We start from the raw sequence: 19,836 nt of genomic DNA on the forward strand, positions 1-19,836 counted from the left end.
AGGGTTGAGCAAAAATCTGCTGCCAGACTATTTCGCGTAGTTCCGGCAAACCTTGCAGCTTTGCGGTCCACATTACGTTAGGCGTCTAAACGGAGGCAAACGATGACACGCGTTCGCGTTGCGGGCTTCACCATTTCGCTCGACGGATACGGTGCAGGCCCGAATCAAGACATCAACAATCCGCTCGGCATTGGCGGGACGGAACTGCATCAGTGGCTAGTCCCAACACACACGTTCCAGCAAGCCTTGTTCGGCAAGGACGGCGGTACGACCGGGGTTGACGATGATTTCGCCGCCCGCGGCTTTCAGAATGTCGGGGCCTGGATTCTTGGGCGCAACATGTTCGGACCCATTCGTGGGGACTGGCCGGACACAAACTGGAAAGGCTGGTGGGGAGACAATCCACCGTATCACGTTCCAGTCTTCATCTTGACCCATCACGCTCGTCTCCCCATCGAGATGGCAGGCGGCACGACGTTCCACTTCATAACCGGAGGCATTCGCGAGGCGCTCGACCGTGCACGCGAGGCCGCTGCCGGAATGGACGTGCGGATTGGCGGTGGGCCGGACACAATTCAGCAGTATCTTCGCGAGGGCCTCATCGATGATCTGCACATTGCCGTCGCGCCGGTCCTGCTCGGCCGGGGAGAATCGCTGTTCGAAGGGGTCGACTTGCGGGCTCTGGGATACGAATGCGTTGAATTCGTAGCGTCGGAGAAGGCCACGCATGTCGTCCTAAGGCGCCAAGGGCACACGGACGCCTAAGCACTCGCTGAAGGCCTCTTGTACCGCATACTTCAGTGAATCACACCACCGAAAGGATCGACATGGTTGCTGACCTTGCACGCTCCTGGTTGACCTGGAGCGCGCCTGCAGCTGCTGCGCAGGCCTCCGGTCGCCCGCTCGTGGCGCTGGAATCGACCATCATCGCCCACGGCATGCCCTACCCGGAGAACGTTCGCACCGCGCGCGAAGTGGAAGCCTTGATCCGTGACGCGGGTGCCGAGCCGGCGACTATTGCGCTGATCGATAAGCGAATCCATATCGGCCTTTCGGATGACGAACTGGAAACGATCGGCCGATCGGACCGCGTACATAAGGTCAGCCGCCGCGACCTGCCGGCCGTGCTGGCCGGCGGCGGGCTGGGCGCCACGACCGTGGCTGGCACGATGATATGTGCGGCGTTGGCCGGCATCGAGGTCTTCGTCACCGGAGGCATTGGCGGCGTACACCGAGGCGCGCATGAAACCTTTGACATCTCGGCCGACCTGCAGGAACTGGCGAAGACCTCGGTGGCGGTGATCTGTGCCGGTGCGAAGTCCATCCTGGACATCGGGCTCACATTGGAATACCTGGAAACCCACGGCGTGCCGGTGCTCAGTTGCGAACAGGACAATTTTGCGGCGTTCTACACGCGTGACAGCGGCTTTCGCGCGGACTTCAGGCTGGACGATGCGGAGGAACAGGCACGGTTCATTCGCACCAAGTGGGACCTGGGCCTCGACGGCGGTGTGGTGTTGAGCACTCCGGTGCCGGAAGCCGCAGCGATGTCGTTCGAAGAGATCGACGCGCTGACCCAGCAGGCGCTCGACGAGGCCGCTGCACAAGGAATCACCGGCAAGGCCGTCACCCCCTTCCTGCTGGCGCGCATCAAGGCGTTGACAGGCGGGCGCAGCCTGGCGACAAACATCGCGCTCGTAAAACACAACGCCGAGGTCGGCGCAAGGCTGGCGCTAGCGTTGGCACGCTCAAAGCCCAGCGCAGGCGCGGTGTAGCCTCACTGCCGTTTCGCGCGGCTGGTGATTTCCTTGACGGCCACCGCGCTCATTTCGAGCCAGTGCCGAAGCTGTTCGCCCGGCCGCTATATGAGGCGCTGGCTCGTCGATATCTGCCTCGCCGAAGTCCCAAGCGTCCAATCGGCAATGCGCGAGACGCACCTTCTCCGCTGCTTTCCACCGGTCGACAACCGCGCCCATGGGCGGCAGCGATGCGTCGGCCGCCGCCCGGGGCGCAGGGCTCCACGAAGCCAGCCCCGTGCTATCTTTGACGGATTCGACACCTTCCTCTCAGGAGGGCGCGTGGACGTCGCCGTGTGGCTGCACAGCCTCGGAATGGAGCGGTATGAACCGGTGTTTCGCGAGAACGCCATCGACGCCGACGTGCTTCGCGATCTCACCGCGGACGATCTGAAAGAACTGGGTATTGCGTCGGTCGGTCATCGCCGCAAACTGCTCGATGCCTTGACTGAATTGCGGGCGCGAACCGGGCCCCGGCATAGCGCCGCGAGCCCAGGCGAGGCGAAAGGCGAACGACGGCAGGTCGCCGTCCTGTTCGCCGATCTGTGTGGCTTCACGCGGATGAGCCGTGAAGTCGACGCGGAGGAAGTACTCGCCGTGCTCGATCGCTACTTCGAGCAGGTTGACCGCACCATCGAGCAGCATGGCGGGCACGTCGACAAGCACGTCGGCGACTGCGTCATGGCAGTATTCGGCGCGCCGGTCTCGCATGGCAATGATGTCGAACGCGCCGTGCGGGCGGCACTCGCGATCAGGGACGGGATGCCCGACCTGTCGCGTGCGCTCGGCCGCCCGGTCTCCGTGCATATCGGCATAGCCGGCGGCGAAGTCGTCGCAAGCGGCACCGGTAGCGCGACTCACAGGGAATACACAGTCACCGGCGACACGGTCAACCTCGCCTCGCGTCTCACCGATGCGGCTGAGCCGGGGAAGATCCTGATCTCGGAAAGCGTGCGACGCCCGCTGGCTGACCGCCTGGACTGTGTCGAACGCGGCGCGCTGTCGGTCAAAGGCTTCGCGCAAGCGGTCACGGCGTGGTGTATTGCCGGCCTTCGGCGCGCACGCCCGGGCCGGCCGTTCGTCGGCCGGCATCATGAGATGCGGCAGTTTCGATCCGTGCTCCATTCCTGCCGCGACACCGGAGGCGGACGCACCGTTCTGCTGCGCGGTGAGGCCGGGATCGGCAAAACACGCCTGGTCGAGGAATTCGAACGCGAGGCGCGGGAGTCAGGATTCCTTTCTCATACTGGTCTCGTGCTCGACTTCGGTGCGTCAACCGGACGTGGCGCAATCCAGTCTCTCGTGCGCGGCCTGTTGGCAGCCGACGGCTCAACTGACGGAGCTGCGAGTGCCACTGGCGTCGAGCACGCGCTCGCCAGCGGTTTGATCGACGCTGGCGACGCACTCTTTCTCGAAGATCTGGTCGATTTACCGATGGGGTTCGAGGACCGGGCGGTCTACGACGCCATGGACAATGAAATGCGCGTTCGCGGCCGACGCAACGCCCTGACCCGGCTCGTCCAACGCGCGAGCCGCCAGCAACCTCGGGTACTGGTCGTCGAGGATATTCACTGGTCGGACGAATCGACGCTTCGCGACCTCGCCGGACTATCGGAAACCATGGCGGGATGTCCGGCCGTACTCGTGCTGACAGTGCGGACGCACGGCGATTCGAGTGAAGAGCCGTGGCGCGTGGCGACCGGCGGACCGTATTCGCTGATCGATCTGGGTCCGCTGAGCGCCGGCGACGCGCATGCGATGGCCAGATCGTTTCCCGGGACGCAGGCAGGTCTGGCGGGACGCTGCATCGAACGGGCGGCGGGCAATCCGCTGTTTCTCGAGCAGTTGCTGAACGATGCGCAGGACGGCGAAGGGACCGGCGTGCCGGGGTCGGTGCGAAGCCTCGTACAGGCGCGGCTCGATCGGCTTGATCCCGCCGATAAGACAGTGCTGCAGGCTGCCTCGGTGCTCGGCCAGTTGTTCGAGAAGGAGGCGGTCGATTTTCTCGTCGATGGCGCTGGCGCCGATGCTGATGCCGGCGTTGCGCTGGAACCGCTTGTAATCGGTCTGCTGTTACGACGTCAGGGCACCGGATTCATCTTCCATCACGCACTGATTCGCGACGCCATTTATGACGGGCTGCTGAAAAGCCGGCGCCGCGATTTGCATCGTCGCGCCGCACAGTGGTACGGCGAGCGCGACCTCGTCCTGCGAGCCGAACATCTCGATCGCGCGGGAGAACCCGGGGCAGCGCTCGCCTATTGCGAAGCAGCGCGCTCGCAGGCGTCGGGGCACCGCCATGAAGCCGCGCTCCGGCTTGTCGAACGAGGTCTCGATCTCGCGGATCAACGTAGCGACCGCGCCGCACTCGAGTGTCTACATGGCAACGTCCTGCATGACCTCGGCGACATGAAGTCGGCACTCCATGCATTCGAAATCGCCCTCGAATATGCGACGACGGACGCGGAGCGTTGCCGCGCATGGATCGGGCGGGCCACGGTGAAGCGGATCATCGACGATCTCGACGGTGCATGGGCCGACCTCGACTACGCCGCTGAAGCTTCCCAAGGCCTGTTGCGCGAAAAGGCGCGCATTCACTTCCTGCGCGGCAATCTGTGTTTTCCACGCGGCGATATCGACGGCTGCGTGCGTGAGCACGGGCGCAGCCTTGCCCTCGCGCGCGACGCGTGCGATCCCGAACAGGAGGCGGCCGCACTCGGCGGCCTTGGCGATGGCGAGTACATGCGCGGCCGGATGATCAGCGCCCACGCGGCCTTCAGCCGCTGCATCGAACTCTGCCAATGCCATGGCTTCGGACGGATCGAGGTGGCCAACCTTCCGATGCGGGCGATCACGACGTGGTTTACCGGCGAAGCCGCGCGCGCACTCGACGCCGCGCTTGCCAGCGTCGCCGCGGCGCAGAAGGTGGGGCATCCCCGCGCACTCGCCGTCGCCCATCACGCTGCCTGGCACTGCCTGCACGATCGCGCGGAGTGGGATCGCGCGTGGGAGCACGTCGCTCCTGCGCTACAGTGCGCGCGCGAGCTGAAATCAAGGCGCTTCGAAGGTGAAGCGCTCGCGTTTCGCGCGGAATTGCATCGTGTCGCCGGCCGTCCGCGCGAAGCGCGCGCCGATATCGAAGCGGCGCTGTCGATCAGCCGGGAGACCGGCATGAACTACCTGGGCCCCGCTTATCTCGGCGTGCTCGCGCGCACGACGGACGACCCCGTTGTCTTCGCACAGGCGCTCGCGGAAGGCGAAGCTTTGCTCGCGGCCGGAGCGGTGAGCCACAACCACTTTCTGTTTCGACGTGATGCGATAGATGCATGCATCGACCGCAAACGCTGGGATGCGGCCGCGCACCATGCTGCGGCCCTTGAAGACTACGCACGCCGCGAGCCATCGCCCTTTTCCGGATTTTTCGTGGCGCGCGCACGGGCGCTTGTCTCGTATGGAACCGGCAATCGCGATCCGGCGTCGCTAAAGGAACTCCAGCGGCTACGGCAGGAGGGCAGCAGCCTGGGTTTCCTTTATGCGCTCCAGGCGATCGAGGCCGCGCTTGCGGGCGAGACCGATAGAGGAGGATAGGGTCGCCGCGCTCACTCCTGTTGACGCCGTCCAACCATCACCGTATCTTGCAATCCAAGGTAAAGCGACATGACACGGCAGTTGTGTCTGACTGTTTTCCGTTGACCTGACCACGACGATGAACATTGACGATCGGCTTCTCGAGAGCAAAATGATCGCGATCGAGCAGGCGAGATCATGGAGTCCGCGCGTCATTTCCAAGCTCGAGACTCTGATCAGGAGCGGCGACGAGCTGTCCGTCTACCGGGTCAATCCGCTGGCGTTTGCGCGAGATCGCGGCATAAGCGAGGCTGAATGCATTGACCTCTTTCTTCATGCGGCGCGATACGGATTGTTCGAGATGAACTGGGACGTTCTTTGTCCGCAGTCGGGAATGGTCCTCCACAGCTTCGGATCATTGCGCACTCTCAAGACCCATTACGTCTGTGGGCTATGCGACGTTACGGGCGAAACCGACCTCGACGATTTCATCCAGGTCACGTTTTCAATATCGCCCGAACTTCGGAGGCTGACGTTCCACGATCCCGAGTCGCTTTCCGTGGAAGATTTCCACTGGAAACTGCGATTTAACGGTGACGGTCGGTTCGCCGGCCAGCAGGTCCGATTTCTCGACTTCTTGCGGGGGCTCGTGCGCGGCCTCACGTTCCTGCCGCCAGGTTCGACGACGACCCTGCAGGCTGTTCTTGGCCCCGGTGCCTTGACGGGTGTGAATGTCGAGACACAAGCCGCTCTCATTGTTCCGGTCGCTGGTGAGCCCGCCACCTCGCCGACACTGTTGCAGGTCGGTTATGACGGTCAACGGTTTGCCCCGGCGCTCTCCGTTGTGCCGCCTGGTCCTGTCGTCATTCAAGTAAGGAATACCGGGAGCACGCGCGGGTCGCTGCTCTTGATCAATTGGCCTCCAGAGGTCGTCGCTCAGGCCATCAAGCCCCCGCTCGAATTCGAACCGTATCTCTCCGGCGGGGCGCTGGTGGCGCGACAGACCTTCCGGCGCCTGTTCCGCTCGGAGAACGTTGACGAGAAGGAAGGCCTTGGGATTCGGCAAGTGACGTTCGTTTTCACGGATCTCAAGGGTTCGACGGCCATGTATGAACGCATCGGTGATCTGAATGCGTACGGCCTCGTCAGACAGCATTTCGCCTTGCTCGAGATGATCGCACAACGGTATTCCGGCGCTATCGTAAAGACGATTGGCGACGCTGTGATGGCCGTCTTTTGTCGACCAACGGACGCGGTTTCCGCGTCGTTGAATATCGTGGAGGAAATCGGGCGCTTCAATCGCGAACGTGGAGAACCGGCGATCATCCTGAAGATCGGGGCACATTGCGGGCCGTCGATTGCGGTGACACTGAACGACAATCTCGATTATTTCGGCCAGGCCGTCAACGTCGCCGCGCGCGTGCAGTCTCTCGCCGACGCCGGGGAGATTTGCATTTCGGAAGCGCTCTATAGTGCGCCTGGGGTCCGCGACCTCCTTGGTGGCCGCACTGTCGTCGAATTTGAGGCTCCGCTTCGCGGCCTCCAGGGCAGGGCAAGCGTGTATCGCATCGTGTCCGAGTGGTGACGGCTTACGGCGCCGATCTTGCCTCCTCCTGGGGCTATTCCTGTTTGCTCAACGTCGAACCCGACAGGTGCCGAGATGGAGAAGAACGACGCAGCCGGTTTGCTCCCTATGCACGGCGTTCAGCCGCGTTCCGAGGAAACGCTCGCGACCTGGATCTGCTGGTCAAAGAAATCGTTCGACACGGACAGCGGACTTTGCAAGGTTGACAGAACCCAAAGGAGCCAGCATGAACATAAGCAATGCGAGCAGAATAATCGGCGCAATGATAATTGCGGCCATCGCGAGCGGCGCGGCCTATGCGAACGCGCAACAAGGTATGAGCGCGACGTCCGCCGCGGTCGCACAAAGGGTGGCGGCCTCGGGCTCGCCGCCTCGACCCAGGCCGGATACTTCGATAGTTCGTGACGTTCGCCGCGCCCTCAGGCGTGTACCGGATATGGATGATTCAGAGATTCACATCAGGGCGAGCCACGGCGTCGTCACGCTCACCGGGTCGGTGCCGGAAAGCTGGCAGATCTCGCGCGCTGGCAATGCATCAAGATCAGTGCTGGGAGTCAAGTCGGTGACGAACAGATTGACAGTGCGAAAGAGCAATGCAGCAAGCATTGAGCAACGTCTCGCGGCATCGGCCGGATAGGCTCGATGTTGATCTCATCACTTCGGGAAGCTCCACGAAGACGCAACGCGCGACTGTTGCGCGAAAACCTGATTTCGGGGTCGTTCTCGCCTCAGCTCGCTGCATTTAGCCCTTCACGCGTTCCGATCGCGGATCGTACGGCGCCCTAAGATGCACGATTGCCCTCACCTGTTCGCCCGCCACGTCGATCGTATAGCGGCCTTGCGTGAGCCACGCGGCATCGGCGGCACCATCGGCACGGTTCACGAAACCCATTGCAACCGGACATCGCAATGTATGCCCAAACGCGGCTGAGGTTACCGCCCCTACCGGCTTGCCGTCGCGCAAGATTGCTTCGCCACCGCACAGCATCAGATGTTCGGCTCCGTCGACCGTCAGGGTAACGAGACGCCGGCGCAGCGGCGCCTCGCGCAGACGCAGAAGGGCGTCGCGACCGCGGAAGGCGATGTCCTGGTCGAGCTTGCAGGCGAACGCCAGGCCTGCCTCGAACGGATTGCAATCCGGCGAAAGCTCGCGGCCCCAGGCCCGATAGCCTTTTTATGACGCTATCGAGCGACGACATTCGCTGCGTCTCGAGCATACTGCGTGGGCGGCAGACCGACATGACGCGTGAACGCGACGCTGAATGCGCTCGCCGAGCCGTAACCGACACGTTCCGCGATCACTGCGATGCTGACTTCGTTCCGGCGCAGCAGGCTCCTCGCGACGGCCATGCGCCACGACAACAGATACTCCATCGGTGCCACGCCGACTGCGCGGCTGAATCGATCGAAGAAAGAGGACCGTGAAAGCGCGGCGGTTTTTGCGAGTTGTGCGATCGTCCAGGGCTTGTGCGGACTCTCGTGCATATGACGGATGGCGAGCGCGAGACGGGCGTCGGCGAGGCCGCGGACGAGTCCGGGCGACGCCCCCGTCCCCGTGGCTCGCAACGCTTCAATGAAGAGCACCTCGAGCAGTCGCGCCAGCACGACCTCGCGCGCGGGCCGCTGCGCGCGCGATTCTTCCCTCACGAGCTTGACGAGCGTCGCCAGCCTGGGTTCACCGCGCACGTGCGCGAGCTTGGGCAAGAGCGAGACAAGCAAGGCCGCATCCGGCGAACCGAACGCGCAGAGGCCCGCAAGCCATTGGGCTTCTGGCGCGACCGACGCATCGCCGAAACGAAAGCTGCCGTCGGGCAGTGCCGCGGGCGCGATATCGGAGACGTCGTCATCGTCGGGCGGGTTGATGCTCGTCATCGTGAAGCTAAAGACTTCGGGCACGAGCACGAAGTCATCGGCCTGAAGAATGAGCGGCTCGCAACCATTGACGGATAGACGGAAGGAACCTTCGAGCACCACGCAATAGAACGGCTGGCCGACTTCCGTGCGGCTCGCGCGCCAGCGCCCGGCGCCGCTCAGCACTTTCGAGAACGTGGGCGTCGGCTTCAGCAATGTGACGATTTCGGCGAGCGGGTCGATCATGATCGGACGATTTCGAATGAAACCTGGACGCTCAATTGTAGCGAGTCCGGGTGGTCAGGACTTATTGTGTTGGGACTGTCACCAACCACAGGATTCGACATGAAGACCGTCTTGATTACCGGTTGCTCGTCCGGCTTTGGCCTCGAAATCGCGCGTTATTTTCTGGATCGCGACTGGCGCGTTATCGCCACGATGCGCGCGCCACGCGAAGACGTCTTGCCGCGCTCCGATCGTCTTTCGATTCTCGCCCTCGACGTGAAGGACCCGCAAAGCATTCGCGCCGTCATCGATGCCGCCGGTCGGATCGACGTGCTCGTCAACAATGCGGGTATCGGTTTTCTGAACGCGCTCGAAGGAACGCCGATGGACACCGTGCGCGATATCTTCGAGACCAATACGCTCGGTACCATCGCGATGGCGCAGGCCGTGTTGCCGCAGTTCCGCGAGCGCCGCGAAGGTGTGATCATCAATGTGACGTCGACCGTCACCTGCAGACCGCTGCATTTGCTGTCGGTCTACACCGCGAGCAAGTCCGCGGTCAACGCGTTCAGCGAATCGCTCGCGCTCGAACTGGAGCAGTTCAATGTGCGCGTGCGTGTCGTGCTGCCGGGACGCGCGCCTTCCACCCGCTTCGGCGAGAACGCGCAGGCACGTATGAAAGACGGATTCGCCGAGCCGTACGGCGCGCTCGTGGAGCAGATTTTCGCAAACTGGCAGAAAGAAACGGCCGTCACGCACGCATCGGATGTCGCCGAAGCGGTTTGGCTCGCAGCGACCGATTCATCGAGCCCGTTCAACATCCCCGCCGGCGAGGACGCTGTCGAGTGGTACAACGCGGCCGCTAAATAGCACGAGTAAAAATCGCGGAGGTGAGCGCCTCGGGACTCAGACCTGGCCGATGCCGCCGTCATTCATCAAATCCGCGCCCGTCATATAGGAACTCTGTTCGGAGGCGAGAAAGAGCGCCGCGCTGGCCATCTCCTCGGCGCGGGCGAGTCGACCAATCGGGACCATGCTCTTGTACATGCTCACCAGATCCTCGCGTGTCGCCGACTGGGAGTCGAGAATCGGGGTGTCGGTGACACCGGGGCTAAGCATGTTGACGCGAATGCCGCGATCCTTGAATTCGGCGGCCCAGGTGCGGGCATAGGAACGCAACGCGGCCTTGGTCGCCGCGTAGGCGGTATGACCAGGGATGCCCATGACGTGCATGGCCGACGAAACCAGGATGATCGACCCACCACCTGTCATCATCGGCAGCAGCTTCTGCACCAGAAATACCGGGCCGCGCGCCATGAGGTTGAATGCCTTGTCGAAATGCTCAGGCGTGATGGTGTCGATCGAAGCCTGCTCGGTAAAGCCCGCGTTCGACACGATGATGTCGACGACACCTTTTTCGTCCCTGACTGCCGCAGCGACACGGTCGAGGTCATCGAGATTCGCGGCGTCGGCCTGAAGCGCGGTAACGTTGCGTCCGAGCAGTTTGACGGCCTCGTCGAGCTGGCCTTGGCGCCGACCGAAGATAAAGACGTGAGCACCTTCGGCGACGAATCGCCTGGCGATCGCCAGGCCGATACCGGTCGTTCCGCCGCTAATAACCGCGAACTTCCCTGTGAGAGTAGACATTGAAGCTTCTGCCTGTTCGTGAATGGAAGTGACATCGTAATTGCGGCCACTGCGAATGATAATCGGCGGATTTATCATAAGATCCATTCACCGAGAGAATAGATCGCACGAGAGAAATACAATGGATCGGTTTCACGAATTGAACGCCTTCTTCGCCGTGGTTGAAGCGGGTGGCTTTTCCGCCGCGGCGCGCAGAACCGGCGAGTCACAGTCCGCGATCAGTAAGTCGATCGGCGCGCTGGAAAAGCGCCTGGGCGTGCTGCTATTCAACCGAAGCACACGCAGCGTGACCCTGACGGATCAGGGGCAGAAATACTACGAACGCACCAAGCCGTTGCTGGACGAGATTGAGGTGGCCGACAGCGAACTGACCAGCAGCACGCTGGATGTCTCGGGGCTGGTCCGGATCGCCTCTGCCTCTACGTTCGGTCGCCTGCACGTTGTTCCGCTCATTCCCGAGCTGCTGTCGCGCTATCCTGGTCTGCGGGTCGATCTCGTGTTGTCGGATTTCGTACGCGATATGGTCGAGGATCGAATCGATCTCGCGATTCGAGTGGGCTCCGTCAACGATCCGGATTCGGTCGTGAAGCGGATTGCGAGCACCCCGCTGGTCTGCGTCGGATCGCGTCGCTATTTCGAGCAATACGGTGTACCGAAGGATCCTACCGAACTCGCCAATCACAATTGCCTGCTCTACGGCGGTCTGATGGAGTCGGCAAACTGGCCGTTTCATGGGCCACGAGGCCGATTCAGCGTACCGGTGCGAGGCAACCTGTCGTCGAATAGCGTCGAGACAATACGATCGGCCGTGCTCGCGGGCGTGGGAATCGGCCTCTTCGCGAAGCTCTCGCTCGCCGACGAACTCAAGCATCCCGACATTGTGACCGTGCTGGACGACTTCATTCGCGACGCCCGTGATGTAAGCATCATCTGGCCGAGGCGTCGTTTCGTGCCTGCGCGCGTGCGCCGGGCGACTGACTATTTTGCGGCTGCGCTGCCGCAGCGCTTGTAGGAGCGACGTCCGTGAACTAAAAGATGGCTGGCGGCACTGCGTGCGTCTGAATCAGTCGATTCCGGCGTGCACTTCAAACGCCGTCCGTCACGCAATGTTCGCGAGCGGCGCGCGTCGAGTGCCAGCGTCGCTCGACATCGACTCGCGTACGTGGCGTGCGAATTCCTGTGCCGCTGGCTGAACCGTCGCGGGCAAGCGCAGACAGATCGCGAACGCAGGCAGTGCGGGCAAGCCGGTTACTCGAGGCGTCAGCGTCTCCAGATCGGCCGGCACCGTGGAGGCGAGCCAGGCCGTGATCGCGAGGCCCGCGCGCACCGTTGCGGCCGTCGCCTCGATGTTTCCGCTCTCGAACACCGTGCGCCAGGCAATGCCCTCGTCCGCGAGCGCGCCGAGCACCACCGGACGGAAAGCACAACGATCGTCTACCATCGACAGCGGCAACGGCCGCTTCTGCCATGCATCACTGCCGCGCCCCTTGACCCACACCAGCGGCTCGATGCAGACCACTTCACCTTCGGCTTCGCTTGCGACATATTCGACCAACGACACGTCCACGCGACCGCTATTCACCGCTTCGCTCAGCTCTGGCGACGCGGCGCACACCAACGAAATTTCGACGTGCGGATGCGCGTCGGCGAACGCCTTCATCGCGGGCGCGAGCCGCGTCACGAGATCGTAAGGCACGCCCACACGCAAGGCGCCGCGCAACGGCTGGCCGGTCATGTCGGCCCAGATTTCATCGTTCAGCCGCAGCAGCTTGCGCGCCTTCACGAGAAACTGCTCGCCCTGGTGCGACAGTTCCAGCCGGCGCGTCTTGCGAACGAACAGAAGGCAATCCAGCACATCTTCGAGGCGCTTCACCTGTTGGCTCACGGCGCCTTGCGTCATGTGCAGCAGATTCGCGGCGACCGTCATGCTGCCGCTATCGGCGACGGCAACGAAGGTGCGGATAAGATCGAGGTCGAGGTTTCGGCTCATCTATGCATTATGCGACGTAATGTACCGCATCAATATTATTAGCTTTCACGATGCCTTGACGATCCGTACAGTGCGAATTCACTGATCCGAATGTGCACCGATGACCTCGATTCTGCCGCTTCTGCTCTTCGTCGCCGTCGCGACCGTGACGCCCGGCGGCGCGACCACGCTCGCCGCCGCCTCAGGCGCACGCTTCGGCTTCGTACGCTCGATACCGCTGATGCTCGGCATCGCGATGGGCCTCGCCTTGCTCGCCGCGGTCGCCGCGCTCGGGCTTGGCGGCCTGCTTCTGACGCTGCCGTCGCTGCAAACGGCGGTGAGGGCGCTCGGCTCGGCGTATCTGCTGTGGCTCGCGTGGCGCATCGCGCGCAGCGGGCCGCCAAACGCGAGCAACGGCCCCGTGCGGCCGGTTTCGCTCGTCAACGGTTTCCTGCTGCTCTGGCTCAACCCGAAAGGCTGGGCGATGACGGTTGGCGCGGCGGCGTCTTTCGCGCTGCTCGCAAACAATCCGAACCGCCTCGCGATGCTGCTCGGTGCAGCGTTCGGGGTGACTGCGTGCGCGTCGCTCGCGCTGTGGTGTGCGCTCGGTGTGCTATTCGCGCGGCTGTTTCGGACGCCGCGCCACTGGCGCATTCTCAATCTCGCGATGGGTGTGCTGCTCGCCGCATCCCTCATTCCGACCTGGAGATAAGCATGTCTTCCCATCCGTTCGCCGAATCGTTCGACCTTGAAGCCGCGTTCGCCGATGTGTCGGATCATGGGTCGCCGAAAGTTGTCGCACAGGTCAACGATCAGTACGTGAAGGTCGCGAAAGTGCGCGGGCAGCTCGTGTGGCACGACCATGAGCACGAGGAGCTTGCCGAAGAACACGAGCACCCCGATATCGAGACCTTGCTGGATGAATCCATTCGAGACGCCGGAGACGTCGGCATCGTCTGGCCGAGGTGCCGTTTCGAGCGTGCATGGCGCCTCCGCTCGAGTCGACGCTGAAAGGCGTGCTCAGTGCAGTTTGACGTGCGGCGCGGTGCTTCGACGGAGCCGATGCGCGAGGGCATTGACGATCATGCGGGCATAGCCATGCAGCGCTGCAACGTGCATCCGATACAGCGACAAATACATGAAGCGAGCAAGCAGTCCGTCCACGAGCATGCTGCCGCCGATAAGACCTCCCATCAGACTCCCTACCGCATTCGCGTGCCCGAGCGACACTAGCGAGCCGAGATCGCGATAGGCAAACTCCGGAAGCTTTTTCCCCTCGATGCGTCGCGCAAGTGCCTTGACGAAAAACGATGCCTGCTGATGAGCCGCCTGGGCGCGCGGTGGAACATTGCGCTCGAAACCCAACCATGGACAGGCCGCGCAATCGCCGAATGCGAATATATGGTCGTCGAGATCCGTTTGAAGCGTGCGACGCACATTGAGTTGCCCCAGATGATTGACGGTCAGCCCATCGAGCGTTGAAAGCACGGCGGGTGCCTTGATGCCCGCGGCCCACACCGTGAGATCCGCACGTATCGTCTTGCCGTTTTTCGTGCGGATGAGTCCGGGCGCGACCTCCGCGACCCGCTCGTCGACCATCAACTTGACATTGAGTTTGCCCAGCAGTCCGGCAGCTGCGGTGGACACGCGTTCTTTCAACGCCGGCAGAATCCGCGGCCCAGCTTCAATGAGCACGATCCCGACGTCGTGTGTGGGGTCGAGCCGATGCAAGCCGTATGATGAAAGTACCTTCGCCGTATTGCGCAATTCGGCGGACAATTCCACGCCCGTAGCGCCCCCGCCAACGATCGCGACCTGAACACGAGGCGCGTGATCGACCGGCACTCCACATGCACTCCGCTCACCGGCGTCTCGTTGTTGTTCGGCGCGAATGCAAGCTGAAATCAGGCGCTTTCTGAAGCGTTCCGCTTGAGCGACGTTGTCAAGCGCGAGCGAATTTTCCGACGCGCCCGGCACGCCGAAGTAGTGCGTTGTACTACCGATGGCAAGAATCAACGAGTCGTACCCGATTCGGCGCGGCGGTACCAGTTCGGTTCCGTCGTCATCGAGCAGTGGCGCAAGCAGGACCTGCCTCGAGCCACGATCCAGTCCGACAAGTTCGCCATGGATGAACTCGAAGCCGTGCCACTGGGCTTGCGCGGCGTACGCCAGTTCCTGTGCGAATGGGTCCAGACTTCCTGCTGCGACCTCGTGCAACAGGGGCTTCCAGATATGCGTCGGGTTGCGGTCGACCAACGTAATGGAGGCACGTTGCGCCCCGCTTCGCCGACCACCATAACGATCGCCTAGCCTCGTTGCGAGTTCGATGCCACCCGCCCCTCCTCCCACGATCACAAAACGATGCATGCAGATTCTCCCTGGACGACGACGCGCGGTACGGAAATCCAACACAACGGTTGAGAACAACTATCGCAGAAGCCCGACGGCAGGAAAATCTCATAGTTCTGATGGCTGCCTTCAGGTTTTCTGATTGAGAGATCTCCTACTGACCTCGCCGCCAACGGCGTACTCGCACTGTCTGGAAACCCCTCCAGGTTCACACGCACGATGCCCGAGACCCGACGCGCGACTTCACTTCGGCGCAGTCGGCTCGCCGCGATGGCCAGGCGCTCGAACGTACTGCTGAACGCAGTTCGGCGCCCTTCCACTCGGCGTGGTCGTCAAAGGGGTGATCGTAGGTGCCGCGCTGATGGCTGGGGGTCGTTCTTCGCCAGATCTGTGGTGATCAGGATGAAGCCATCAACGTTCAGACTTTTTTTGGTCGATGGATTGATACCGTCGGCAGGTATCTCATCGTTGTGGACCTCAATGGCACGATGACTGCGTCGCCGAACTCGCTGAAACAGGCGCCATCGCAGCTAGCAAAAGGTGCCTTGCGACGCCGCCGCCAGTTCGCAGATAGCGTCGCTGATGCAGTTCATTCCGTCTTTATTCTCCAATGCGCTTGAAGCTGGCGTAGTAATCGTCGGTGTAATAGCACTCGCCGGTTTGCTTGCGCGGCCCACCACATACGATCCGACGCTGCCCCCGATCCGTCGCGCCTGGTGTGCGAACCGTATAGGTGTGGTAGTAACCGCGCGGATGCTTCGGCAGCAAAGCCGCACTGTTACGAAACAAGACGCCGTCATCGCTAAACGGGAAGGGGCCGCCCGCTTTGATCAGTCGCAGAGTTTCGGCCGCCTCCGCCGGCAACTGCGCCTTGGTGACGGTGACCAGCGCGCCCGTTCCTTGGGCGCCTGATGCAGCGGTTGCATTGCTCGCACCCTGTGCTGGCTGAACCGGCGCCGAGCTCGCGGATGCGCCCGATGCCTCAGTGGCGCTTTGCGGTCCCTGCTTGCCGCATCCGCCGAAGATCGCGCTCAATGCGACGATGCAGGAGACAGCCCAGGCTCTCTTCACGAAACGGTTCTCCCTTCGTTGACCAGCACCCGACGACCTGGATAGACGTAAAGGTATCGCTAATGACGGAGCGAATCAACGATCCATCGTAGACCCGTGCCTGCATGCGCGCGAGAATCGTGGTTTAACGATGGTTTCCACGCCTGCAGCGGAGTACGAAATGGACGATCCCTATGATCTTCAGCGCTTCCTCGATGCACAAGAGCCGGTCTACGACCAGGTATGCGATGAACTGAGGCACGGACGCAAGCGAAGCCACTGGATGTGGTTCGTGTTTCCTCAAATCGAGGGGCTCGGAACCAGCGCAATGGCTCAGCGATTCGCGCTTTCGTCGCTGGACGAAGCGCAAGCCTATCTGCGCCACCCGATACTCGGCCCACGGCTGCGCGAAACGACGCACCTGGTCAACGTCGTCAGCGACCGCTCCGTCGAGGAAATATTCGGGTATCCGGATGACCTGAAGTTTCGCTCGTCGGTCACCTTGTTCGCGCGCGCCACGAACGACAACGACGTATTCATCGAAGCTTTGCGCAAGTATTTCGGCGGAGAAGCCGATCCGCGGACCCTCCAGCTGCTCTAGACCATTTTGGTAGCGGTCCCGCGCACGCGGGGCGCAGCGGACCGCGCAATTCCGCTCCCGGTGCAGTGCGTGGTCACTGCCCGCTCACATCAGCTGCACGTGATCGAAAGAGCAGCAGGTGATCCGTGCCGGATTCGGACAGCCAGACCTCGCCCGGACGACCCATCATCTGACGCACGTTCGCGTGGTCACGCGGCAGCCGCAACACGTCGAACCGCTCGGCACGCGGATCGAAGCGCACCAGCGCATTAGCGCTCCATTCGCTGAGCCAGACGATGTCCTGGTCGTCGACGAATATTGCATACGCGTGCGGATCGTTGCCGGGCAGTCGCCATTCGCGCCAATGATGCGTGCCAGGATCGTACACGCCGACTTTTCCGGCGTTCCACTCGCTGACCCAGATGCGCCCCCTGGAATCGGCCCAGACGCGGCGCGCGCCCTGATTCGACGTTGGTGGCTCGATGACCTGTGCCGCGCCCGTGGTCGGGTCGATGCGACCTACGTAATTTCCCGCCAGCGAAGCGAAATACAGATCCCCGGAGCGGGTCACGCAGATACCGTAGGGCCCGGCGCCGCGTGGGGCATCAAAGACGCGCATGCGCGATCGCTGCGGATCAAGTTCGCCGTAGATACCACTTTGCCCCGTAAACCACAGATGCCCCTGTTTGTCGAACACGGCGGTATTCAGATTGGCGTCTGGCCGGTCCTTGGGTAGCGGAAAACGCGTGACGGCGAGCGTCTTCGGATCGATACGCACGATTGCGTTCTGGCCGCCGTCAGTGACCCACGCCGCACGATCGGGGCCGACGATCACGCCATGTGGCGCCGATCCGGCGCCGAGCGCGATCATGTCGGTTTTGCCGCTGCGCGGGTCCAGCCGCCCGACCGCTCCCCGCGCCTGCGCGGTGTACCACACGGTGCCGTCATGCGCCGGTGCGACGTCATGCGGTGCGCTGCCGGCCGGGACGGCGAAGCTCTCGAACGACGGCGGCTGTGCTTGAGCCTGCGCGACGCCAAGGTTGTCTGTGCTGATCGCGCAGGCGATGGCGTACAGAGCCAGGGCAATCGCAGACCGGGCAGTCGATTGCGGGGCAAGCTTCGGAAAATGTTTGAAGTCCAAGCGGGCAAATTCCATCATCGCACGAAGTCGCTCGAGCGCCGCATGCCCCGGATGGATCGCGAACATCCACCAAAGAAGCCCCACAAGTAACAGCAGAGGAATCAGCATGGTGGTCTCCATCGCTGCTTGTGCCAGCTAACGTATCACGAATGCCACTTGCCAAGGTCAACCCGACGTTTCAATGCTTGGCGGCGCGCGCTTCTTCGACGTTGTCGAAAGTGCGATTCGACGGGATATTCGTTGCCGGGCTTGCGGGCAACGGAACCGCACCAGGGTAAATACAGATTCGATCGCTCAAAAAGCTTTATAGAATGGCCAATATTAGCAAGGAGCAATACTGCTTGCTATAGATTAATGAAAGATACCCCGCAGAACCCGGAGACGCCATGCAGATCGACTACCAAACGATGCGGTTCGACTACGAGCGAGCCGCCGACCACGATGCCGGTGCACCGCTCACCTATCCGGTCGTGGTGATCGGCGCTGGCCCGGTCGGGTTGTCAGCGGCCATCGATCTGGCCCAGCAGGGCGTTCGCACCGTACTGCTCGACAATGACGACACGCTGTCGAGCGGTTCGCGCGCAATCTGTTTTGCGAAGCGGACGCTGGAAATTTTCGATCGGCTCGGCTGCGGCAAGCAGATGGTCGACAAAGGCGTGAGCTGGAACGTCGGCAAGGTGTTCCTGCAGGATGAACTGATCTATACGTTCAACCTGCTGCCCGAGACAGGCCACGCGCGCCCAGCATTCATCAATCTGCAGCAGTACTACGTCGAGGGCTATCTGGTAGACGAGGCGAAGCGAACCGCGAATCTGCAGATGCGCTGGAAAAGCAATGTGATCGGTGTGACCCAGCAAGACGACCATGTCGAGTTGCGGGTCGAAACGCCCGACGGCATTTATCCGATGCGCGCGCAATACGTGGTCGCCTCCGACGGCGCGCGCAGCGCGGTGCGCAAGGCGCTCGGTCTCGACAGTCATGGCCGCACCTTCAAGGACCGCTTCCTGATCGCGGATGTGAAAATGAAGGCGCCGTTTCCGACCGAACGCTGGTTCTGGTTCGATCCGCCCTTCCATCGCAATCAATCCGTACTGCTGCACAGGCAGCCCGACAACGTCTGGCGCATCGATTTCCAGCTCGGCTGGGACGCCGATCCGGTCGCCGAAAAACAGCCTGAAAAAGTGATTCCGCGCGTGAAAGCGCTGCTCGGAGACGATGCCGGGTTCGAGCTCGAATGGGTCAGCGTCTACACGTTTTCGTGTTTGCGGATGGACAGTTTCCGACATGGCCGCGTGCTGTTCGCGGGCGATTCGGCGCATGGCGTGTCGCCGTTCGGCGCGCGCGGCGCGAATAGCGGCGTGCAGGATGCCGACAATCTCGCCTGGAAGCTGCGGCTCGTCGTCAACGGCGACGCGCCGCCGGCGCTGCTCGATACCTATGCATCCGAGCGCGAGTATGCGGCGGACGAAAACATCCTGAACTCATCGCGCGCCACCGACTTCATCACGCCGAAAAGCGCGGTTTCGCGGATGTTCCGCGATGCCACGCTTAAGCTCGCGAAACAGTGTCCGTTCGCGCGGCGCATCGTCAACAGCGGCCGTCTGTCGGTGCCGGCGGTTCTGCGCGACTCGCCCCTGAACACGCCCGACGCCGACGCATTCACCAGTGCGATGGTGCCCGGCGCGGCCAGCACCGACGCGCCGGTCAAGCTCGCTGGCGAAGACGCCTGGTTCCTGAATCAGACCGGACATGGCGGCTTCACGGGTGTGCAATTCTGCGGCCAGGGAGACGACCTGACGAGATGCGCCGAACGGCTTCGCGCGCTCGCATGCCTCGCGGTGCCGGTTCACTCGTTGATCGTCGTGCCGCGTGGCGCGGCCGCGACCGCGCTGCCGGAGATGCCTCACGTCACGGTGATCGAGGACGTCGAAGGCATCGTCACGCATCGCTTCGATGCGGGGCCCGGCACCTTTTATCTGCTGCGTCCGGACCAGCATGTCTGCGCGCGCTGGCGCGCCCTCGACACCGCATCGGTCGCCAAGGCCGTGGATCGCGCAACCTGCAACGGATAACCAT

17 protein-coding genes and 2 pseudogenes are annotated in these 19,836 nt (G+C 62.5%); 12 read left to right on the forward strand and 7 right to left on the reverse strand.

Annotation, left to right across the window (positions count from 1 at the left end; genetic code table 11):
* The first annotated feature begins 102 nt into the window (after positions 1 to 102).
* The 6 genes from OKW26_RS21605 (at position 103) to OKW26_RS21630 (ending at position 7,585) form a co-directional block, all read left to right on the forward strand.
* A complete protein-coding gene (locus tag OKW26_RS21605) occupies positions 103 to 765 on the forward strand; it encodes a dihydrofolate reductase family protein (RefSeq protein WP_429355111.1) in 663 nt (220 codons plus the stop codon).
* A gap of 62 nt (positions 766 to 827) precedes the next feature.
* Positions 828 to 1,775 carry a pseudouridine-5'-phosphate glycosidase gene (locus tag OKW26_RS21610; RefSeq protein WP_429355269.1) on the forward strand — a complete coding sequence of 316 codons (948 nt, stop codon included), beginning with the start codon at positions 828 to 830 and terminating at the stop codon, positions 1,773 to 1,775.
* 303 nt (positions 1,776 to 2,078) lie between these two features.
* Positions 2,079 to 5,384, forward strand: coding sequence for an adenylate/guanylate cyclase domain-containing protein (locus tag OKW26_RS21615; protein WP_429355112.1), 3,306 nt, complete (start codon positions 2,079 to 2,081; stop codon positions 5,382 to 5,384).
* Between the two features lie 151 nt (positions 5,385 to 5,535).
* Positions 5,536 to 6,948, forward strand: a complete 1,413-nt coding sequence (locus OKW26_RS21620; protein ID WP_429355113.1) for a DUF5939 domain-containing protein — start codon at positions 5,536 to 5,538, stop codon at positions 6,946 to 6,948.
* Between the two features lie 75 nt (positions 6,949 to 7,023).
* Positions 7,024 to 7,353, forward strand: a complete 330-nt coding sequence (locus tag OKW26_RS21625) for a hypothetical protein (protein ID WP_429355279.1) — start codon at positions 7,024 to 7,026, stop codon at positions 7,351 to 7,353.
* 31 nt (positions 7,354 to 7,384) lie between these two features.
* Positions 7,385 to 7,585 (forward strand): BON domain-containing protein, encoded by a 201-nt coding sequence (locus tag OKW26_RS21630; protein WP_429355270.1) that lies wholly within the window; start codon positions 7,385 to 7,387, stop codon positions 7,583 to 7,585.
* A 105-nt stretch (positions 7,586 to 7,690) separates the two neighbouring features.
* Here OKW26_RS21630 and OKW26_RS21635 read toward each other — a convergent pair.
* Positions 7,691 to 8,122 (reverse strand): annotated as a pseudogene (locus tag OKW26_RS21635) (glycine cleavage T C-terminal barrel domain-containing protein); the annotation flags it as partial.
* Between the two features lie 8 nt (positions 8,123 to 8,130).
* Entirely contained in the window at positions 8,131 to 9,045 is a 915-nt protein-coding gene (locus OKW26_RS21640) for an AraC family transcriptional regulator (RefSeq protein ID WP_184010480.1), read from the reverse strand.
* A 99-nt stretch (positions 9,046 to 9,144) separates the two neighbouring features.
* On the opposite strand from OKW26_RS21640, the gene OKW26_RS21645 reads away from it, so the two are divergent.
* Complete coding sequence (locus OKW26_RS21645; RefSeq protein ID WP_429355114.1) at positions 9,145 to 9,894, forward strand: SDR family oxidoreductase; 750 nt, start codon at positions 9,145 to 9,147, stop codon at positions 9,892 to 9,894.
* 36 nt (positions 9,895 to 9,930) lie between these two features.
* On the opposite strand, the gene OKW26_RS21650 is transcribed toward OKW26_RS21645, so the two are convergent.
* Complete coding sequence (locus OKW26_RS21650) at positions 9,931 to 10,671, reverse strand: SDR family NAD(P)-dependent oxidoreductase (RefSeq protein WP_429355115.1); 741 nt, start codon at positions 10,669 to 10,671, stop codon at positions 9,931 to 9,933.
* 121 nt (positions 10,672 to 10,792) lie between these two features.
* Between OKW26_RS21650 and OKW26_RS21655 the strand changes: the two genes are divergently transcribed.
* Positions 10,793 to 11,683 (forward strand): LysR family transcriptional regulator, encoded by an 891-nt coding sequence (locus OKW26_RS21655; RefSeq protein WP_429355116.1) that lies wholly within the window; start codon positions 10,793 to 10,795, stop codon positions 11,681 to 11,683.
* Positions 11,684 to 11,770: 87 nt separating this feature from the next.
* On the opposite strand, the gene OKW26_RS21660 is transcribed toward OKW26_RS21655, so the two are convergent.
* Positions 11,771 to 12,661, reverse strand: coding sequence for a LysR substrate-binding domain-containing protein (locus OKW26_RS21660; RefSeq protein WP_184058903.1), 891 nt, complete (start codon positions 12,659 to 12,661; stop codon positions 11,771 to 11,773).
* A gap of 100 nt (positions 12,662 to 12,761) precedes the next feature.
* Between OKW26_RS21660 and OKW26_RS21665 the strand changes: the two genes are divergently transcribed.
* A complete protein-coding gene (locus OKW26_RS21665) occupies positions 12,762 to 13,352 on the forward strand; it encodes a LysE family translocator (protein WP_184058905.1) in 591 nt (196 codons plus the stop codon).
* A gap of 2 nt (positions 13,353 to 13,354) precedes the next feature.
* Positions 13,355 to 13,516, forward strand: a pseudogene (locus OKW26_RS21670) (cupin domain-containing protein); the annotation flags it as partial.
* Positions 13,517 to 13,660: 144 nt separating this feature from the next.
* Here OKW26_RS21670 and OKW26_RS21675 read toward each other — a convergent pair.
* Both OKW26_RS21675 and OKW26_RS21680 read right to left on the reverse strand, forming a co-directional pair.
* Positions 13,661 to 15,007 carry an NAD(P)/FAD-dependent oxidoreductase gene (locus tag OKW26_RS21675; RefSeq protein ID WP_429355271.1) on the reverse strand — a complete coding sequence of 449 codons (1,347 nt, stop codon included), beginning with the start codon at positions 15,005 to 15,007 and terminating at the stop codon, positions 13,661 to 13,663.
* 582 nt (positions 15,008 to 15,589) lie between these two features.
* A complete protein-coding gene (locus tag OKW26_RS21680; RefSeq protein ID WP_184058911.1) occupies positions 15,590 to 16,060 on the reverse strand; it encodes a ribonuclease in 471 nt (156 codons plus the stop codon).
* A 160-nt stretch (positions 16,061 to 16,220) separates the two neighbouring features.
* Here OKW26_RS21680 and OKW26_RS21685 point away from each other — a divergent pair, with 160 nt between their 5' ends.
* The gene (locus OKW26_RS21685) at positions 16,221 to 16,640 is read left to right on the forward strand and encodes a DUF1810 domain-containing protein (RefSeq protein WP_184058913.1); all 420 of its coding nucleotides are present in this window, start codon (positions 16,221 to 16,223) and stop codon (positions 16,638 to 16,640) included.
* A 73-nt stretch (positions 16,641 to 16,713) separates the two neighbouring features.
* Here the strand turns inward: OKW26_RS21685 and OKW26_RS21690 are convergent, their stop codons facing one another.
* Positions 16,714 to 17,868 (reverse strand): virginiamycin B lyase family protein, encoded by a 1,155-nt coding sequence (locus tag OKW26_RS21690; RefSeq protein WP_429355117.1) that lies wholly within the window; start codon positions 17,866 to 17,868, stop codon positions 16,714 to 16,716.
* Between the two features lie 278 nt (positions 17,869 to 18,146).
* On the opposite strand from OKW26_RS21690, the gene OKW26_RS21695 reads away from it, so the two are divergent.
* Positions 18,147 to 19,832 carry an FAD-dependent oxidoreductase gene (locus tag OKW26_RS21695; RefSeq protein WP_429355118.1) on the forward strand — a complete coding sequence of 562 codons (1,686 nt, stop codon included), beginning with the start codon at positions 18,147 to 18,149 and terminating at the stop codon, positions 19,830 to 19,832.
* Positions 19,833 to 19,836: the final 4 nt, after the last annotated feature.

The organism is Paraburkholderia sp. 32 (genome assembly GCF_050435345.1).
Lineage (GTDB): Bacteria > Pseudomonadota > Gammaproteobacteria > Burkholderiales > Burkholderiaceae > Paraburkholderia > Paraburkholderia tuberum.

What these genes read in the sequence shown, in the direction of transcription:
- OKW26_RS21605 (WP_429355111.1), top strand. Translation starts at nt 103, where the DNA reads ATGACACGCGTTCGCGTTGCGGGCTTCACCATTTCGCTCGACGGATAC.
- OKW26_RS21610 (WP_429355269.1), top strand. Translation starts at nt 828, where the DNA reads ATGGTTGCTGACCTTGCACGCTCCTGGTTGACCTGGAGCGCGCCTGCA.
- OKW26_RS21620 (WP_429355113.1), top strand. Translation starts at nt 5,536, where the DNA reads ATGATCGCGATCGAGCAGGCGAGATCATGGAGTCCGCGCGTCATTTCC.
- OKW26_RS21625 (WP_429355279.1), top strand. Translation starts at nt 7,024, where the DNA reads ATGGAGAAGAACGACGCAGCCGGTTTGCTCCCTATGCACGGCGTTCAG.
- OKW26_RS21630 (WP_429355270.1), top strand. Translation starts at nt 7,385, where the DNA reads ATGGATGATTCAGAGATTCACATCAGGGCGAGCCACGGCGTCGTCACG.
- OKW26_RS21640 (WP_184010480.1), bottom strand. Translation starts at nt 9,045, where the DNA reads ATGATCGACCCGCTCGCCGAAATCGTCACATTGCTGAAGCCGACGCCC.
- OKW26_RS21645 (WP_429355114.1), top strand. Translation starts at nt 9,145, where the DNA reads ATGAAGACCGTCTTGATTACCGGTTGCTCGTCCGGCTTTGGCCTCGAA.
- OKW26_RS21650 (WP_429355115.1), bottom strand. Translation starts at nt 10,671, where the DNA reads ATGTCTACTCTCACAGGGAAGTTCGCGGTTATTAGCGGCGGAACGACC.
- OKW26_RS21655 (WP_429355116.1), top strand. Translation starts at nt 10,793, where the DNA reads ATGGATCGGTTTCACGAATTGAACGCCTTCTTCGCCGTGGTTGAAGCG.
- OKW26_RS21660 (WP_184058903.1), bottom strand. Translation starts at nt 12,661, where the DNA reads ATGAGCCGAAACCTCGACCTCGATCTTATCCGCACCTTCGTTGCCGTC.
- OKW26_RS21665 (WP_184058905.1), top strand. Translation starts at nt 12,762, where the DNA reads ATGACCTCGATTCTGCCGCTTCTGCTCTTCGTCGCCGTCGCGACCGTG.
- OKW26_RS21675 (WP_429355271.1), bottom strand. Translation starts at nt 15,007, where the DNA reads ATGCATCGTTTTGTGATCGTGGGAGGAGGGGCGGGTGGCATCGAACTC.
- OKW26_RS21685 (WP_184058913.1), top strand. Translation starts at nt 16,221, where the DNA reads ATGGACGATCCCTATGATCTTCAGCGCTTCCTCGATGCACAAGAGCCG.
- OKW26_RS21690 (WP_429355117.1), bottom strand. Translation starts at nt 17,868, where the DNA reads ATGCTGATTCCTCTGCTGTTACTTGTGGGGCTTCTTTGGTGGATGTTC.
- OKW26_RS21695 (WP_429355118.1), top strand. Translation starts at nt 18,147, where the DNA reads ATGCAGATCGACTACCAAACGATGCGGTTCGACTACGAGCGAGCCGCC.